This window comes from Amycolatopsis sp. NPDC050768, assembly GCF_040654155.1.
In the GTDB taxonomy this organism is placed as follows: Bacteria; Actinomycetota; Actinomycetes; order Mycobacteriales; family Pseudonocardiaceae; genus Amycolatopsis.
The window spans coordinates 49,530-68,885 of the sequence record NZ_JBFAHL010000030.1 but is presented as its reverse complement, the minus strand read 5'-3'; the positions used below and the strand labels follow the sequence as shown (position 1 = coordinate 68,885).

Annotated in this window: 2 protein-coding genes; both read right to left on the bottom strand. The window is 73.1% G+C overall.

Annotated elements, in window-relative coordinates:
* Positions 1-133: 133 nt before the first annotated feature.
* Positions 134-6,430, bottom strand: coding sequence for a type I polyketide synthase (locus AB0H62_RS48070; protein ID WP_220238839.1), 6,297 nt, complete (start codon positions 6,428-6,430; stop codon positions 134-136).
* A 45-nt stretch (positions 6,431-6,475) separates the two neighbouring features.
* Positions 6,476-19,084, bottom strand: a complete 12,609-nt coding sequence (locus AB0H62_RS48065) for a type I polyketide synthase (protein ID WP_220238840.1) — start codon at positions 19,082-19,084, stop codon at positions 6,476-6,478.
* Positions 19,085-19,356: the final 272 nt, after the last annotated feature.

The window sequence follows — 19,356 nt, the reverse complement described above, 5'->3', positions numbered from 1 at the left end:
GCACCGCGTCCGGCGGGGTCTTTCGCTGGTGCGTGCGTGGTTTCCGGTGGGGGAGTTCGTCCGCGCCGGGTACGAAAACAGCGCCACCCTTCGGGAGGGCGGCGCTGTTTTCCTGCCGGTGGACGGGTTCCGGTCAGTCCTTGCCGAGGCTGGCCAGGGCGAGGCGGACGAGTTCGGAGTCGTCCGCCTCGAGGATCCGGTCGGTGTCGTCCGGCGGGGGCTCGGGCGTCTCGGGGTCGGGCGTGCGGGCGAGGTCGAGGAGCGGGTCGAGGAGACCGGCCTGGCGCAGGCGGGCCACCGGGATGGCCGCGAGGGCCTGCCGGATCTCGTCGTCGGGGTCGGCGGTCGCACCGGCGTCGGCGTCGTCCGGGACGAGCTGCGCGGACAGGTGTTCGGCGAGTGCCGAGGTGCGCGGGTGGTCGAACACGAGGCTCACCGGCAGCCGCAGGCCGGTTTCCGCGGCGAGGCGGTTGCGCAGCTCCACCGAGGTCAGCGAGTCGAAGCCCAGGTCGCGGAAGGACTTGTCGAGGCCGACCGACTTCGGGTCGGTGTGGCCGAGCACGGTGGCGACGTGGCGGCGCACCATCTCGACCAGCAGGTCGAGGCGGTCGGGCCGGGACATCCGCTCGAGGCGTTCCCGCAGCGCGTCGCCGTCGCCCGCGAACTCGGCGGCGCGCCGGGTGGCGGGGCGGACCAGGTCGCGCAGCAGGGCCGGCACGGGCTGGGTCTGCCGGCGCAGGCCGGCGAGGTCCAAGCGCGCGGTGACCAGGGCCGGGTTTCCGGCGCCGAGCGCCGCGTCGAGGAGCGCGAGGCCCTCGGCGGTCTCGAGGGGCAGGGCGCCGCCGCGGCCGAGCCGGCGACGGTCCCGTTCCTCCAGGTGTCCGGTCATGCCGCTCGCGGCCGCCCACAGTCCCCAAGCCAGGGAAGTGCCGGGGAGGCCGTGCCGGCGACGGTGGCGAGCCAGCCCGTCGAGGAAGGCGTTGCCCGCCGCGTAGCCGGCCTGACCCGCGCTGCCGAAGGTCCCGGCGGCCGACGAGAAGAGCACGAACAGCGACAGGTTCATCGGCTCGGTCAGCTCGTGCAGGTGCCAGGCACCGTCCACTTTGGGCGCGAGGACCCGGTGCAGCCGGTCGGGGTCCAGCGAGTCCAGCGTCGCGTCGTCGGTGATCCCGGCGAGGTGCACGACCCCGGCGATCGGGTGCCGGGCGCCGACATCGGCGAGCAGGCCCGCGACGGCCGCGCGGTCGCCGACGTCGCAGGCCGAGACCGTGACCGCGCCGCCGAGCCCGGACGCCTCGGTGGCGAGTTCGAGGACCTCCGGGGTCGTGGTGCCCGACCGGCTCGTGAGCACCAGGTGCCGGAAGCCGTGGCGCCGCAGGAGGTGCCGGGCGACGAGCAGCCCGAGCCGGCCGGTGCCGCCGGTGAGGATCACCGCTCCGTCGCCCGCGTCGAACGTGAGCACGGCCTTGCCCGTGATCGCGGCCTGGCTCAGCGCGCGCAACGCCTGCGGCGCCTCGCGAACGTGCCAGGTCGTCACGCGGGGCGGCTCGAGGACCCCGGCTGCGAAGAGCCGGGCGAGCTCGCCGAGGATCTCACCGACCCGGTCCGCGGACACCGCGCTCAGGTCGAACGCCGTGTACCGCGTGCCGGGGTGGTCCCGGCCGGCCGTCTCGGGGTCACGCAGGTCCGTCTTGCCCATCTCCACGAACCGGCCACCGGAGCGCAGGGACCGCAGGCCCGCGTCGACGAACTCCCCGCTCAACGAGTTCAGCACCACGTCGACGCCGTCCGAACCGTCCGAAAAGGACTTCTCGAACTCCGTGGTCCGCGACGAGGCGATGTGGTCGTCGGCCAGGCCGGCCGCCCGCAGCGCCGGCCACTTGCCCTCGCTCGCGGTGCCGAAGACCTCCGCGCCGAGGTGCCGGGCCAGCTGCACCGCCGCGGTCCCCACCCCGCCGGCGGCGGCGTGCACGAGCACGCGTTCCCCGGCCCGCAGCCCCGCGAGGTCGACCAATCCGTGGTAGGCGGTCAGGAACGCGACCGGCACCGCGGCGGCCGCGGCGAACGACCAGCCGTCGGGTATCGGCACCACGGTCCGTTCGTCGCACACCGCGACGGGGGCGAAGGCGCCGTCGAACATGCCCATCACCCGGTCGCCGGGCGCGAACCGGGTGACCGCGGAACCGACCTCGACCACGACCCCGGCACCTTCACTGCCCGGGCGCGCGGCACCGGGGTAGACGTCGAGCGCGATGAGCACGTCGCGGAAGTTGACGCCCGCGGCCCGCACCGCGATCCGGACTTCACCCGGCGCGAGCGGCGCGTCGGCGGCCGCGTTCGCGACCACCGCGAGGCCGTCGAGCGAACCCCGCTGTACGCAGTCCAGCCGCCAGGCGCTTTCGCCGGCCGGGGGCAGCGCCAAGGTGCCGGGTGCGGGGCGAGCCGGGCCCAGCCGGGGCGCGTGCAGCCGGCCGTCGCGCACCGCCAGCACGGGCTCGCCGGTCGCGAGGGCGCGGTTCACCAGCTCGGCGTCGGGCTCCGTCGAGTCGTCGAGGTCCAGCAGGACGATCCGGCCGGGGTGCTCCGCCTGCGCGGAGCGCACGAGACCGGTGATCGGCGCGTGCGCGAGGTGCACGTCCTCCTCGGCCACGGCGGCCGCGCGGCGGGTCACCACGACGATCGCGGGTTCGTCCTGCGCGAGCGCGTCCCGCAAGGCCGCGACCGTCCAGCCGGTGACCTCGTGCGCGAGGTCGGCGACGTCGCCGGCTGCCTTGTCGGGGCACCGCAGCAGGACCACCGGTCCGCCGCCGGATTCGCCGGCGGACACCGGTTTCCAGCGCACCTCGTACAGGGATTCCGGCGCGGCGGAGCCGAGGCCGCTCAGCTGGGCCGCGCCGACCGGGCGCAGCACGAGGGACTCGACGGTGACCACCGGCAGTCCGGCGCCGTCGTAGGCGCGCACTGTCACCCCGCCCCGCGCGTCCCGCGAGAGGTGGACCCGCAGGGCGCGGGCACCCGTCGCGTGGACGCGCAAACCCGCCCATGAGAACGGCAGGTGTGCGGCGCCGGTGCCCGGGCCGCCGAGCGGGTGCAGGGCGGCGTCGAGCAGTGCCGGGTGCACCGCGAACGCGCCGGGCTCCAGCGTGTCCGGCAGGGCGACCTCGGCGTACACCTCGTCCCCGGCCCGCCAAGCCGCGCGAACCGCCCGGAACGTCGCGCCGTAGTCCAGGCCGGCGTCGTGCAGCGCCGAGTACAGCTCGTCGACGTCGGCCGGTTCCGCGGCCGCCGGCGGCCAGGCACCCGGCCAGGCGGGCTCGGCCACCTCGCCGGCGTCCTCGAGCACCCCCTCGGCGTGCGGTGTCCACAGTGGATCCGGATTGCCGGCGGGACGGCTGTGGACCGTGACGCGCCGGGACCCGTCGTCGTCCGCCTCGTCGACGAACAGCTGCACTTCGACCCTGCTCCGCTCCGCCAGCACCAAGGGAGCGGACAATGTCAGCTCCCGGACCGTGGCACACCCCAGCCGCTCACCGGCCCAGGCGGCGAGTTCGGCGAACGCGGTGCCGGGGAGCAAGACGGTGCCGGCGACGCGGTGGTCCGCCAGCCAGGGCGGTGTGCTCGCTGACAGCGTCCCGGTCCAGACCGCTGTGCCCGTTCCCGCGACCTCGACCGGCCTGCCGAGCAGGGGGTGCCCGCCTTCGTTCCTGACCATGGACGTGCCGGCGGTGAGCCAGAAGTGCTGGTGCTGGAAGGGATACGTCGGCAGATCCACCGGACGTCCGGAGCCGGTGGCGGGCTGGGGGAGGGTGAGGTCGAGGCCGGCGGCGTGGGCGGTGGCGACCGCGGTGAGCCACTGCCGGAGGTCGCCGTGGTCGCGGGTGAGGGTGTGCAGGGCGGGCGTGCCGGCGGTTTCTTCGACGGCGGTGGTGAGGACGGGGTGGGCGCTGATTTCCAGGAAGCGGGTGAAGCCGCTCTCGGTGATCGTGGTGATGGCGTCGGCGAACCGGACGGCCGATCGCAGGTTCCGCACCCAGTACTCCGCGTCGAGCGTGGTGGTGTCGACGCGCTGCCCGGTCACGGTGGAGATCATCGGGATCGTCGATTCCCCCGGGGTGATTCCCTTCAGCGCGGCGCGCAGTTCGTCGGCGATGATCTCCACCTGCGCCGAATGCGAGGCGTAGTCGACGGGGATCCGCCGGGCCCGAGCACCTTCGTTCGCGCAATACGCGACCAGCGCGTCGAGGTCATCGGTGGTGCCGGACACGATGACCGCGCCCGGGGAGTTGACCGCGGCAACGCCGACACCGGCCAGGCCCAGCGTGCTGATCGCTTCCTCGACCCGTTCGGCGGGCCAGGCGATCGACCCCATGGTCCCGAGACCGGAGAGGGAGCGTTCGATCAGTGCGGACCGCACGGCCACGATCCGGGCGGCATCGGCCAGGCTCAAAGCTCCTGCGACGCACGCGGCCGCGATCTCGCCTTGTGAATGCCCCACCACCACGCTCGGAACCACACCCACGCCGGCCCACAGCGCGGCCAGCGACACCGCGACCGCCCAGGAAACGGGCTGCACCACCGATACCCGCGCCATCGCGTCCGGGTCGTCGAGCACCCTCGACAGCGACCAGTCGACGTACGGCGACAGTGCCTCTTCACACGCGGCCATCGACTCGGCGAACATCGGCGACGCTTCCCCCAGCGCGCGGCCCATGCCGACCCACTGGCCACCCTGCCCGGCGAAAACCGCGGCCACACCACCGGAACCCGACACCACCCCACGCACGACATCCGGGGATTCGGTGCCCTCCGCGAGCGCGGACAACGCGGCCGGCACCGTCGCCCGGTCACCGATCACCACCGCGCGGTGCTCGAACCGCGCCCGGCCCGCCGCCAGCGAGTGCGCGACGTCCGCGACCGGCACCTCCGGATGAGCGGTCAGGAACTCACCCAACCGCGCGGCCTGCTCAGAGAGCGCCGCACCGGTCACCGCCGACAACGACAACAACACCTCACCGTCGGGCGGTGCCGGCACCACCGCGGTTTCCTCCGGTGCCTGCTCCAGGACTACGTGCGCGTTCGTGCCGCTCATGCCGAACGACGACACCCCCACCCGCCGCGGCCGTCCCGTCTCCGGCCAGCCCCTCGCCTCGGTCAGCAACTCCACCGCACCCGCGGTCCAGTCGACTTCACGCGAGGGCTCGTCCGCGTGCAACGTCGCCGGAAGCACCCCGTGGCGCAACGACTCCACCATCTTGATGACACCCGCGACACCGGCGGCGTACTGGGTGTGGCCGATGTTGGACTTCAGGGAGCCGAGCAGAAGGGGAGTGTCGCGGTGGCGGCCGTAGGTGGCGAGCAGGGCGTGGGCTTCGATGGGGTCGCCGAGAGTGGTGCCGGTGCCGTGGGCTTCGACGGCGTCCACTTCGGACGGATCGAGCCCCGCGACGGCCAGCGCGTCGCGGATCACGCGTTCCTGGGAGGGGCCGTGGGGTGCGGTGAGTCCGTTGGAGGCACCGTCCTGGTTGATCGCCGAGCCCCGGACGAGGGCGAGGATCCGGTGGTTGTGACGGCGGGCGTCGGCGAGGCGTTCCAGCACGACCATGCCGACGCCTTCGGACCAGCCCGTGCCATCGGCGGCAGCGGAGAACGCCTTGCACCTTCCGTCGGCCGCGAGCCCGCCCTGTCGCGAGAACTCCAGGAACACGCCCGGCGTGGACATCACCGTCACCCCACCGGCCAGCGCCAGGTCGCACTCACCGCCGCGCAACGCCTGCGCCGCCAGGTGCAGCCCGACCAAGGACGACGAACACGCTGTGTCCAGGGTGACGGCGGGTCCTTCCCACCCGAAGGTGTAAGACAGGCGTCCGGACAGCACGCTGCCCGAGCCGCCGGTCAGCAGGTGGCCCTCATCGCCGTGGCTCGACGTCGCGAGCAGTCCGCCGAAATCCTGCGACATGCCTCCGACGTAGACGCCGGTGCGGCTGCCGTGTAGCGACGACGGATCGATCCCCGCGCGCTCCACCGCCTCCCACGACACTTCCAACAGCAACCGCTGTTGCGGATCCATCGCCAGCGCCTCCCGCGGCGACACCCCGAAAAACCCCGCGTCGAACCCGCCCGCGTCGGCGAGAAAGCCGCCCTCGACCGTGTGTGCCCGGGCCTCACCGTCCACTTCGGATTCGTCGGGGTAGAGGTCCTCGGCCGGCCAGCCGCGGTCGGCGGGGAACGGCGTGATCGCGTCCCGTCCGTCGGCGACGAGGTGCCAGAGGTCCTCCGGGGTGCGCACTCCACCGGGGAACCGACAGGCCATCGCCACGATCGCGACCGGTTCGGCCGCCCTGCCCTCGAGCTCCTGAAGCCGGCGCTGCAGGGTCCGGCCGTCGGCGATCGCGCGTTTCAGGTACTCGCGAAGCTTCGCTTCTTCGGACATGACGTTCTTCAGCTCCTACGGGTTCGCGCGATCGCCTGCCGGGACTCAGGACAGCCGGAAGTCGTTGTCGATCATGGAGAACAGCTCGTCGTTGCTCGCGGCGTCGAGGTCGGTGTCGTCGTGGGTCTCACCGCGCCCGTTCCAGAGCGTGAGCAGCGACTGGAGCCGTCGGGACACCTCGCCGCGACCCTGGTCGTCGTTGCCGATCGAGGTGAGCAGTGCACCGAGCCCGTCGAGGCCGGCCAGCGCGGCGTCCACCGGCGAGGCCGACTCCGGTGCCAGTTCGGTCAGCAAGTGCGTGGCCAGCTCGGCCGGGGTCGGGTGGTCGAACACCAGTGTCGTCGGCAGCCGCAGCCCGGTGAGCGTGGTCAGTCGGTTGCGCAGTTCCACCGCCGCCAGCGAGTCGAAACCCAGCTCGCGGAACGAGCGCTGACGGTCCACTCCGGACGCGGAACCGTGGCCGAGCACCGTGGCCACCTCGGACACGACGACTTCGATCAGCTCCCGGTGCTGGTCGGCCGCGGTGAGCCCGGACAGCCGCGCCACGAGTGCCGGCCCGTCGGCGGTGGTCTCCCCGCCACTCGCCCGGCGGGGGCCGCTCCGGACCAGGTTCGCCAGCAACGGCGGAAGAGCGCCGTTGCCTGCCTGCGTGCGAAGCGCCGCTGGGTCGAGGCGGATCGGGGCGAGTAATGCCGAGTCCGTGCGCAAGGCCGCGTCGAACAGCGCCAAGCCGTCTTCGGGCGAGAGCGGCCTGACGCCACCGCGGGCCATGCGCTGCCGGTCGGCTTCGCTGAGCCCGGCGGTCAGGCTCGACTCGGAATCCCAAGCGCCCCAGGCGAGGGACAGCGATGGGAGGCCGCGGGCCCGGCGGTGCACCGCCATGGCGTCGAGGAAAGCGTTGGCCGCGGCGTAGTTCGCTTGGCCCGCGGCACCGAACATGCCTGCCGCAGAGGAGAAAGTGATGAGGGGGATGGCGGGCTTGTGCTGGTGGATGGTGCGGGCGGGGGCGATTTTGGTGTGGGTGGTGGCGAGAGTCGTCGGGGTTTGGCCGTGGAGGGGTGCGTCGTGGAGGGTGGCGGCGGCGTGGATGACGGCGCTGAGGTGGGGAGTGGTGTCGAGGAGATGGGTGAGGGTGTGGGGGTCGGTGATGTCGGCGGCGGTGATGGTGACGGTGGTGCCCTGGGATTCAAGGTCTTGTTTGAGGGCCGCGGCGCCGGGGGCGGTGGCGCCGCGGCGGGAGACGAGGTGGAGGTGGGGGGTGTGGTGGTGGGTGGCGAGGTGCCGGGCGAGCAGCGAGCCGAGGGTTCCGGTGCCGCCGGTGATGACGACGGTTCCCGACAGCAGGCCGGCGGTGGGGATGGTGAGCACTGCTTTGCCGACGAGGGTGGCTTGGGAGAGGTGGCGGAACGCGGTGCGGGCGCGGCGGATGTCGTAGGTGGTGACGGGTGGCGGGGTCAGCGCGTGCCGGGTGAAGTGGTGGGTCAGGTGGGTGAGCAGGGTGTGGGTGTGCTCGGGCGTGATGTCGCGGAGGTCGTAGGCCCGGTACCGGATCCCGGGGAACCGGCTGTGCACGTCCTCGGGGTCGCGCAGGTCGGTTTTGCCCAGCTCCAGGAAGTCCCCGCCGGACGCGGTGAGGCGGAGGCCGGCGTCGGTGAACTCACCGGAGAGGCAGTTCAGGACGAGGTCGGCTCCCCGGCCCTCGGTGGCGGCGGAAACCTGCTGTTCGAAGTCGAGGGTGCGGGAGTTGAACAGCCGCTCGGCCGGTACCCCGGCGGCGATCACCGCGGCGTGTTTGCCCGGGCTGGCGGTGGCGAACACCGTGGCACCCAGGTGGTGGGCGATCTGAACCGCGGCGGTGCCGACTCCGCCCGCGGCGGCGTGGATCAGGACCGTGGACCCGGGACCGATCTTCGCCAGCTCCACCAGTCCCAGGTAAGCGGTGAGGTAGGCGATCGGGACCGACGCGGCGTCGGCCCAACCCCATCCTTCCGGAACACGCGCCACGAACCGACGGTCCACAATGGCCCGCGGACCGAAGGAACCGGGCACCACGCCGAAGACGCGGTCACCGACCTCGAGACCGGTCACTTCGGCGCCGACCTCCAGCACGACCCCGGCCGCCTCACCGCCGATCCCGGCCTGGCTGGGCACCAGGCCGAGCGTGGTGACCACGTCGCGGAAGTTGACCCCGGCCGCGCGGACGTCCAGGCGGATCTCGTGCGGTTCGAGCGGGCGCTCGACGTCCGAGACGGGGAGCAGGCGCAGCCCGTCGACGGTGTCGGTGCCCGTGGTGTCCAGCCGCCACGAGGTGCCGGCCGGCGGGATCAGCGCCTCTCCTGTGGAAGCGAGGGCCAGGCGGGGTACGCGGGCCTCGCCCCGGCGCACCGCGACCTGGTCGTGCCCGGCCACGCGGGGCAGGAGCAGCAGCGACGCGGGATCGTCGTCGACGTCCACGAGCACGATCCGGTCCGGGTGCTCGGTCTGCGCCGACCGCAGCAGCCCCCAGGCGGCGGCGCCGCCGAGGTCGAGCACATCCTCACTGTCGTCGACGGCTTGTGTCCGGCGCGTCAGCACGACCAGCCGGGCCGCGGCGAACTCCTCACCGGCGGTCCACTCCTGGGCGAGTGACAGCACCTGATCCAGTGTTGTGGCAGGCTCGTCGGGCCCCAAAGCTGCCAGGGCCGCCAGTACGAAGTCCGGTGCCGGCGTGCCCGCGTCGAGCGCGGTCCGCAGCGCGGCGAGATCGGAGTAGGACTGCGCACCGAGACCGGCTTCGGCCAGGACAGCGGAATCACCCAGCGCGGCCCAGGCCCGGGTACCGGCGACGGCGTCCGGTTCGGTGACCGGCCACTCGAGCCGGTACAGCGAGTCGAGACTCCGGTCCGGTGCCGCTTCGGCCACGACCTCCCGCAGGACCAGTGAGCCGACGGTGGCCACGGGCAGCCCGGCCGGATCCGCGAGCCGGAGCGAGAACGAGTCCGGGCCGGTCGGTGTGAGCCGCACCCGCACCGCCGACGCACCCGTGGCGTGCAACTCGATCCCGGTCCAGGCGAAGGGAAGCCGGCCGGTTTCACTGTCCACATCGAACGTTCCGCTCGCGCACACGGCGGCGTGCAGCGCGGCGTCGAGAAGCGCGGGGTGGAGCAGGAAACCGTCGGGGGTGGCCGGCTCGGGCAGCTTGATCTCCGCCAGCACGTCGTCACCGAGGCGCCAGGCGGCGGTGAGCCCGCGGAACGCCGGCCCATAGGAGAACCCGGTTTCCGCGAACCGATCGTAGAGCTGCGAAACGTCCACCGGCTCCGCGCCCGAGGGCGGCCACGCCGCGGGCTCGTCGGTCACGGTGTCGGCGGCGTCGGTGAGCCGGCCACTCGCGTGGCGCGTCCACGGCTCGCCGTCACCGTTGGCCGAGTGGACGGTGAGGGCCCGGGCGCCGTCGGCGTCGGGGCCGCCGACCCGCACCTGCAGCCGCACGGTCCCGGTCGGCGGGACCACCAGCGGTGTCTCGAGTGTCAACTCGTCGACGCGCCCGAGGCCGACCTCGCCGGCGCAGTGCAGGGCCAGCTCGACGAACGCCGTGCCCGCCAGGAGGGTGGTGCCGGCGATCGTGTGGTCGGCCAGCCAGGGGTGCGTCGTCGTGCCGAGCAGACCGGTGAAGACCATTCCCTCGGACTCCGGCAGCGCGACGGCCGCGCCCAGCAGCGGATGCCCGGCCGGGGTGAGCCCGGCCGCGGCCACGTCCGCGCTGCCGGTCGGCCGGTCGAGCCAGAACCGCTTGCGCTGGAAGGCGTACGTCGGCAGCGAGACGGACCGGTGGCCTTGCCCGGCGAACACCGCCGCCCAGTCCACCGGCACCCCGTGGGCGTGCAGTGCCGCCAGCGCGCCGAACGCGGTGCGGGTTTCGGGACGCCCGGACCGCATCGCCGGGACGCGCACCGGGTCTCCGTCCTCGGGCACGAGTGCGCTCAGCACCGCGTCCGGCCCGAGTTCGAGGTAGGCCGTGATGCCCGAGCCCGCGAGCTCACGCAGCACCGCGTCGAACCTGACGGTGGCCCGCACCTGCCGGACCCAGTAGCCCGGCGTGGCCGCCGTCTCAGGGTCCAGCCGGGTTCCGGTGACAGCCGACACGATCGGGACCTCCGGCCGGCCGAACTTGAGTCCACTCGCGACGGTCGCGAACTCGGCGAGCATCGGCTCCATGAGCGGCGAGTGGAACGCGTGGCTGACCTGCAGCCGTTTCGTCTTGCGGCCGCGGGCGGCGAACGCGCCGGCGATTTCGAGCACCGGCTCCTCTTCGCCGGACACGACCACCGAGGCCGGGCCGTTGACCACGGCCAAGTCGGCTCGGCCGACCAGGTTCTCGAGCAGCGGCCGCACTTCGTCCACGCCGGCTTCGAGCGAGACCATCGCACCACCGGCGGGTAGCGCCTGCATCAGGCTGCCCCGCGCCGCGACGAGGACCGCCGCGTCCGGCAGCGAGAGCACCCCGGACACGTGCGCGGCGGAAAGCTCGCCGACCGAATGGCCGGCCACTACCTCCGGCGCCACGCCCCAGGATTCGAACAGCCGGAACAGCGCGACCTCGAGTGCGAACGTGCTCGCCTGCGTGTAGCGGGTCTGGCCGAGCAGTGCCGCCTCCGGTGAGCCGTCCGGGGCGGACATCAGGTCACGCAGCGACCGGCCCAGCGGGCCGTCCAGCTCCGCGCAGACCTTGTCCAGTGCCGCGGCGAACACCGGGAACTCCTGGTACAGAACACTTCCCATGGTGGCCCACTGTGCGCCCTGACCGGTGAACACCATCGCACACCGGCGTTCGCCGGCCGTCGCGGTGCTGCCGTGGGCGATCGGCCGGTCGTGCTCGATCGCGTCGAGCCCGGCGAGCAGCTCGTCGCGGTCCGCCGCGACGAGCACCGCGCGGTGGCTCAGGTTTGCGCGTCCGGTGGCGAGGGTGTGGGCGACGTCGCCGAGCTCGAGGTCCGGGTGCGCGCCGAGGTACTCACGAAGACGGTTTGCCTGAGCCCGCAGGGCTTCCCCTGACCGCGCCGAGAGCGGTACCGGCAGCACCGACGGTGGCGTGGCCTCGGCCACCGGCCGTGTGGGCGTGGGTGGTTGTTCGAGGATGAGGTGGGCGTTGGTGCCGCTGACGCCGAAACTGCTGACGGCGGCCCGTCGGGTGCCGGTGGCGGGCCAGGGCCTGGCCCGGGTGAGCAGCTCCACCGTGCCCGCCGACCACTCGATCTTCCGCGACGCCTCGTCGGCGTGCAACGTTGCCGGGAGCACCCCGTGCCGCACCGACTGCGCCATCTTGATCACGCCGGCGACTCCTGCGGCGGCTTGCGCGTGCCCGATGTTGGATTTCAACGATCCGAGCAGGAGCGGGGTGGCGCGGTCGCGGCCGTAGGTCGCGAGCAAGGCGTTCGCTTCGATGGGGTCGCCGAGCGTCGTACCGGTGCCGTGGGCTTCGACAGCGTCCACTTCGGACGGTTCGAGCCCGGCCGCGGCCAGTGCGTCGCGGATGACGCGTTGTTGGGAGGGGCCGTTGGGTGCGGTGAGTCCGTTGCTGGCGCCGTCTTGGTTGGTGGCGGTGGCTCGGATGAGGGAGTGGGTGGTGTGGTTGTGGTGGGTGGCGGTGGTGGTGCGGGTGAGGAGGATGAGTGCGGTGCCTTCGGCCCAGCCGGTGCCGTCGGCGTTGTCGGAGAAGGCTTTGCACCGCCCGTCCGGCGCCAGACCGCGCTGGCGGCTGAAGCCCACGAAGGGCGTCGGGTTGGACATCACGGTCGCGCCGCCTGCGATGGCGTAGTCGCATTCTCCGTTGCGCAGGGCTTGGATCGCGAGGTGGATGGCGACCAGGGAAGACGAGCAGGCGGTGTCGAGGGTGATCGCGGGGCCTTCGAGCCCGAGCGTGTAGGCGATCCGTCCGGACGCGACACTGCCGGACACGCCCGTGCCGATGTAGTCCTCGGTTTCCGGTGAGCCTGGGGCCACCCAGGAGCCGTAGTCGTGGTAGATCACGCCGGTGAAGACGCCGGTGCGGGTGCCGCGGAGTGTGTTCGGGTCGATGTTGGCGTGTTCGAGGGTTTCCCAGGCGGTTTCGAGCAGAAGTCGTTGCTGGGGGTCCATGGCGAGGGCTTCGCGGGGGGAGATGCCGAAGAAGTCGTTGTCGAAATAAGCCGCCTCGTGGAGGAAGCCGCCGTGGCGGACGTAGGTGGTGCCGGGGTTGTCGGGGTCGGGGTCGTACAGCGCGTCGAGGTCCCAGCCCCGATCCACCGGGAAGGGGGTGATGGCGTCGATCCCTTGGGATACGAGGTCCCACAGTTCGTCCGGGTTGGACACTCCGCCGGGCAGGCGGCACGCCATCCCGATGACCGCGATGGGCTCGTCCGCCGGCGCGACCGGGTCCGGGGTCCGCGTTGTCGTGGTCGCCGCCGCCGCGCGCTCGTCCGGCGTGGCGAGCTGATCGATCAGGTAGTCGGCGAGGACTCGCGCGCTCGGGTAGTCGAAGACCAGGGTGGCCGGCAGCCGCAGCCCGGTCAGGGTGGTCAGCCGGTTGCGCAGCTCCACCGCCGTGAGGGAGTCGAAACCCGCGTCGCGGAACGCCCGGTTGGGCTGCACCGACTCCACCGAACCGTGGCCGAGCACGGTCGCGGCATTGGTGCGCACCAGGTCCACGAGCAGCCGGCGCTGTTCCTGGCCGGTCAGCCCGCGCAGCCGGGCCGGCAGCTCCGGCTCACCGGCCGTTGCCGGCTTCGCGGCCCCGGCGGACGGCCGGACGACGGTACCCACCAGGTCGCGCAGCAGCGGGCCGACGGGGCCGCTGCGCAGCGCGGCGAAGTCCAGCCCCGCCGGTGCGACGAACGCGAGGTCGGCCGACAGCGCCCGGTCGAACAGGGCCAGGCCCTCGTCGGTCTCGATCGGGCGGGCGCCGGACCTCTCCAGGCGGGTCACGTCGGCGTCGCTGAGGTGGGCGGTCATCCCGCCGCGTTCGCGCCAGAACCCCCACGCGAGGGACTGGCCCGGCAGGCCGTGCGCCCGGCGGTGCTGGGCGAGCGCGTCGAGGAACGCGTTGGCGGCCGCGTAGTTGCCCTGTCCCGCGCCGCCCTGGACCCCGGAAAGGGACGAGAACAGCACGAACGCCGTGAGGTCGAGGTCGCGGGTCAGCTCGTGCAGCACCAGGGCTCCACCGGCCTTCGGCCGCAGCACCCGGGAGATCTGCTCCTCGGTGAGCGTCTCCACAAGCCCGTCGTCGAGCACCCCGGCCGTGTGGACCACCGCGGACAGCGGGTGCGCCGCGGGGATCGTCGCCAGTGCGGCAGCGACCCCGTCGCGGTCGGCGACGTCGGCCGCCGCGAACGTGACCGAACAGCCGAGCCCGGCCAGTTCCGCGGCCAGCTCGGCCGCGCCCGGCGCGTCGGCTCCGCGCCGGCTGAGCAGCAGCAGGTGCCGCACCCCGTGCCGGTCGGCGAGGTGCCGGGCGACCCGGGACCCGAGCATGCCGCTCGCGCCGGTGATCAGCACGGTCCCGCCGGCCGGCAGTGGCCGCGGCATCGTCAGCACCACCTTGCCGACCAACCGGGCCTGGCTCAGCGCGCGGAACGCCTCCCGCCCGCGGCGCACGTCCCACGTGGTGATCGGCGGCGGGGTCAGTACGCCTTGCTCGAAGAGCGCGAGGATCTCCCGCAGCATCTCCTGTGTGCGTTCCGGCCCCGCCTCCAGCACGTCGTAGGCCTGGTACCGCACGCCGGGATGCCGCTCGGCGACCTCGGCCGGGTCCCGCCGGTCGGTTTTGCCCATCTCCAGGAACCGTCCGCCCCGGGGCAGCAGGCGTAGCCCGGCGTCGACGAACTCGTCGGCCAGGCAGTCGAGCACCAGGTCGATCCCCTCGCCGCCGGTCACGGCGAGGAACTCGGGCTCGAAATCCAGGGTCCGGGAGTTGGCTATGTGCGTGTCGGCGAAGCCGTTGGCGCGCAGGGTGTCCCACTTGCCCGTGCTGGCGGTGCCGAACACCTCGGCCCCCAGGTGCCGGGCGAGCTGCGTCGCGGCGACACCGACGCCGCCGGCGGCCGCGTGCACCAGCACCGACTCGCCCGCGCGCAGTCCGCCGAGATCGACCAGGCCGTAGTAGGCCGTGAGGTAGATGACCGGCACGGCGGCGGCGAGCTCGAAACTCCATTCCTCGGGCATGCGGACCAGCCAGCGCTGGTCGGACGTGGCGATCGGGCCGAACGCACGGGCGCACAACCCCATCACGCGGTCTCCGGGGACGAGGTCGGTCACCTCGGAGCCGACGTCGAGGACCACGCCCGAGACCTCACCGCCCAGGTTCGCCATCCCGGGGACGAGGTCGAGGGCGACGACCACGTCGCGGAAATTCAGCCCGGCGGCGCGCACGGAGATCCGGACCTCGCCGGGTCCGAGCGGCTCGGTCGCTTCGGGGGTGGGGACCAGCTGCAGGTTCTCGAGGGTGCCGTGGCCGGTGCTGTCGAGGCGCCAGGCGGGTGCGTCCACGGGCGGGAGCAGGGCGCCGTGCCCGGACAGCGGTGCGAGCCGAGGAGTCAGCAGCTCGCCGGCGCGGATCGCGAGGGTCGGCTCGGCCGTGGCAACCGCGGCCGGGACGAGCGCGGCCGATCGTTCGTCGGCGTCGAGGTCCACCAGCACGAACCGGTCCGGGTTCTCGTTCTGGGCCGACCGCAGCAGGCCCAGCGCTGCCGCGGCGCCCAGGTCGGTGACGTCCTCGGAGTCCGAACAGGACAGTGCGCCGCGCGTGACGACGACCAGCCGGCGGCCCGCGGCCTCCGGGGCGATGAGCCACGCGCGCACCAGTTCCGCGGCTCGAGCCAACGCGCCGGCGAGATCCGGGTCATCGTCGGTGGTGAAGCAGCGCACCACCGCGGCGCCGTCGTCCGGCAGCGCCGCGAGGTCGGGGACAGCCGGCAGCCCGAGACCGAACGGGTCGGTGCCCCAGAGCGCACACCCGGCCCCGCCGGTGACCGGGACGGGCCGCCAGTCGAGGTGGAGGAGGTCATTGTCCGAAGTGGACGGTGGCGGCGGGACGGCAGCACCGCCGGCGGGCAGTGGCCGCAGCGTCAGCTCGGCGACGGACGCCACCGGTGCGCCGGCGTCGTCGAACACGTCGAGAGCCACGGCCTCTTCGCCGGTGCGCGTCAGCCGGACCCGGACGGAAGTCGCGCCGCTCGCGTGCAGCGTCGCCCCGGCCCAGCTGAAGGGCAGCCGGACCACGCGCTGCCCGCCCGCGGGTGCGCCGAGGGCCATGACGTGCAGGCCGGCGTCGAGCAGGGCCGGGTGGATGCCGAACCCGTCGGGCCGGGCGGGCTCGGGGAGGCGCACTTCGGCGAACAAGTCGGTCCCGAGCCGCCACGCGCGGTGCAGGCCCTGGAAAGCCGGCCCGTACCGCAGCCCGGATCCGGCGAGATCCGCGTACACGTCGGTTGTGCCGATCTCCTCGGCGCCCGGCGGCGGCCACGTGCCGAGGGCGGCGACGTGCTGCGCGGGCCGCTCGGCCAGCGTGCCGGTGGCGTGCAGGTCCCACGTGTGCCCGTCCCGCGACGAGTGCACGCCGAGGGGGCTGCGGCCGTCGGCACCAGCAGTGCCGACGCGGATCTGCACCTGCACCGGTGAGTCGTCGGCGGGCAGGACCAGCGGCCGGCGCAGCGTGAGCTCCTCGACGCAGGACCGGCCGACCTGGTCGCCCGCTCGCACTGCCAGCTCCACGAAAGCCGTGCCCGGCAGCAAAGTCGATCCGGCGACCTCGTGGTCGGCAAGCCAGGGCTGGTCTTTGCGCGAGAGCCGTCCGGTGAGCAAGAGGCCGTCTCCGTCGGCGAGCGTCACGCTCGCGCCGAGCAGCGGGTGCCCGGCCGGCAGAAGACCGGCCGAGGCCGGGTCGCCGGTCGTCGGCAGCTGCTCCAGCCAGTAGCGCGTGCGTTGGAACGCGTACGTCGGCAGCTGCACCATGGTGGTGCCGGAACCGGCGAACAGCGCGGGCCAGTCCACCGTCGCGCCGCGGACCCACATCTCGGCCACGGAACGGAGGAACCGTGCCGGACCGCCTTCGCCGCGGCGGAGCGTGCCGGTCACCGCGGCGTCCGCGTCGGCGGCGTCGAGGATCTGCTGCACCACCGGCACGAGCACGGGGTGGGGGCTGACCTCCACGAACACTCCGAGTCCCTGGTCGAGCGCGGCGGTCGTCGCCCGCGTGAACTCGACCGGCTCGTGCAGGTTGCGGTACCAATACTCGGCGTCGAGCCCGCTGGTGTCGAACACCGCTCCGGTGACCGCCGAGACGAACGGCAGCTCCGAGCGGCGGGGCGTGATTTCCGCCAGCTCCGCCAGAAGCCGTTCGCGGACCACGGAAACCTGCGGGCAGTGCGACGCGTAGCCGATGGCGAGGCGGCGAGCGCGCACCCCGGCCGCCTCGCAGGTCGCGACGATCGCGTCCAGCGCGTCGAGGTCACCCGACACCGCGGTGGACGACGGTCCGTTCACCACCGCGACCGCGAGCTTGTCCGGGTACTCCGCCACGAGCTCCCGCACCTGCTCCACCGGCAAGGGGATCGACACCATGTCACCGCGGCCGGCCATCAGCTCGCCGATGGCCTTGCTCCGCAGCGCGACGACCTTCGCCGCGTCGGCGAGGCTGAGCGCTCCGCACACGTACGCCGCGGCGATCTCGCCCTGCGAGTGTCCCACCACCATCGCCGGGTGCACGCCGGCCGCCTGCCACTGCGCCGCCAGCGCGACGATCACCGCGAACAGGAGCGGCTGCACCACGTCCACCCGGGTGAGTTCCGGGGCGCCCGGTTCCTCGCGCAGAACGGCGGTCGGCGACCAGTCGACGTACGGCGCCAAGGCCGCTTCGCAGTCGCGGAAAGCGGCGCGGAAGACCGGTGCCGAGTCGAGCAGCTCCACGGCCATCCCGGCCCACTGCGAGCCCTGGCCGGGGAAGACGAACACCACCCGGGGGTCGGGAACGACGCTCCCGGCGACCGTGCTCGCGGGGAGCCCGTCCGCGCCGCTCTCGGCGAGCGCGGCCAACGCGGGGTCGGCCGCGGCGGGATCGAGGACGACGGCCCGGTGGTCGAGGTGGGCGCGTCCGGTCGCGAGGGTGCGGGCGACGTCGCCGGGCGGGAGATCGGGGTGTCCGGCCAGGTGGTCGCGCAGCCTGGCGGCCTGGGCGCGCAGGGCGGTGCCGGTGTGGGCGGACAGGACCCACGGCAGGGTCGCCGCGCCGAGCGGCCGTTCGCGGTCGTCTGCGGCGGGTTCGGGCGTGGGTGGTTGTTCGAGGACGAGGTGGGCGTTGGTGCCGCTGACGCCGAAGCTGCTGATGGCGGCGCGTCTGGTCGTGGTGGTGGGCCACGGCCGGGGTTCGGTGAGCAGGGCGAGGTGGTGGTGGGGCCAGTTCTCGGTGGTGCTGGGTGTGGTGTGGAGGGTCGGCGGGAGAGTGTCCTGGTGGAGGGCGGCCGTCATCTTGATGAGGGCCGCGGCGCCGGCGGCGGCTTGGGTGTGCCCGATGTTGGATTTGAGCGTGCCGAGGTAGAGGGGAGTGGTGCGGTCGGGTCCGTAGGTGTTGTGCAGGGCTTGGGCTTCGATGGGGTCGCCGAGGGTGGTGCCAGTGCCGTGCGCTTCGACGACGTGGATGTCGTGGGGGGTGAGGTGGGCGTTGGCGAGGGCTTGGGTGATGACGCGTTGTTGGGAGGGGCCGTTGGGTGCGGTGAGTCCGTTGCTGGCGCCGTCTTGGTTGGTGGCGGTGGCTCGGATGAGGGAGTGGGTGGTGTGGTTGTGGTGGGTGGCGGTGGTGGTGCGGGTGAGGAGGATGAGTGCGGTGCCTTCGGCCCAGCCGGTGCCGTCGGCGTTGTCGGAGAAGGCTTTGCACCGCCCGTCGGGTGCCAGACCCCGTTGGCGTCCCTGTTCGACGAACGTCGTGGGCGTCGCCATCACGGTCGCGCCGCCTGCGATGGCGTAGTCGCATTCTCCGTTGCGCAGCGCCTGGATCGCCAGGTGGATCGCGACCAAGGAGGACGAGCAGGCGGTGTCGAGCGTGATCGCGGGGCCTTCCAACCCGAGCGTGTAGGCGATCCGTCCGGACGCGACACTGCCGGCCATGCCGGTGGCCAGGAACCCCTCGACCTCGTCCGGCAGCCGGGACCGCTCACCACCCGCGTAGTCGTGGTACATGACGCCGGTGAAGACGCCGGTGCGGGTGCCGCGGAGTGTGTTCGGGTCGATGTTGGCGTGTTCGAGGGTTTCCCAGGCGGTTTCGAGCAGAAGTCGTTGCTGGGGGTCCATGGCGAGGGCTTCGCGGGGGGAGATCCCGAAGAAGTCGTTGTCGAAGTAGGCGGCGTTGTGGAGGAAACCGCCGTGGCGGACGTAGGTCGTACGGGGGTTGTCGGGGTCGGGGTCATACAGCGCGTCGAGGTCCCAGCCGCGGTCGGTGGGGAAGGGGGTGATGGCGTCGACGCCTTGGGATACGAGGGTCCACAGTTCGTCCGGGTTGGACACTCCGCCGGGCAGGCGGCAGCCCATGCCGATGACCGCGATCGGCTCGACGGCGTCGTCCTCGAGCTTCTTGATCCTGCGGTTCGCCTGCCGCAAGTCCGAAGTCATCCGCCGGAGATAGTCGACGAGCTGCGATTCCTCGGTCAACTGCGTGCCCTTCACTGGCTGGGGTAACAGGGGAAGCGCTGCGCACAGGGCACGGCGCGTTCGGCTCACCGGGCCTTGACCGCCGGCGGGGCATCGGGCGCGTCAGCGCGCTCTGCCGCGGCCTTCAGTCAAGCGAGTCCGATCAGGCAGCTGGAACCCCTAACCGGTCCGGCGGGCCTTGCGCTCGCGGCGCGGGTGGTGTCCCGTGCACCGCGCCGGCCGGGGCCCGTCGGCGGGGTGCGTTAGGGGTGATCGCGGACGCGACGCACCGT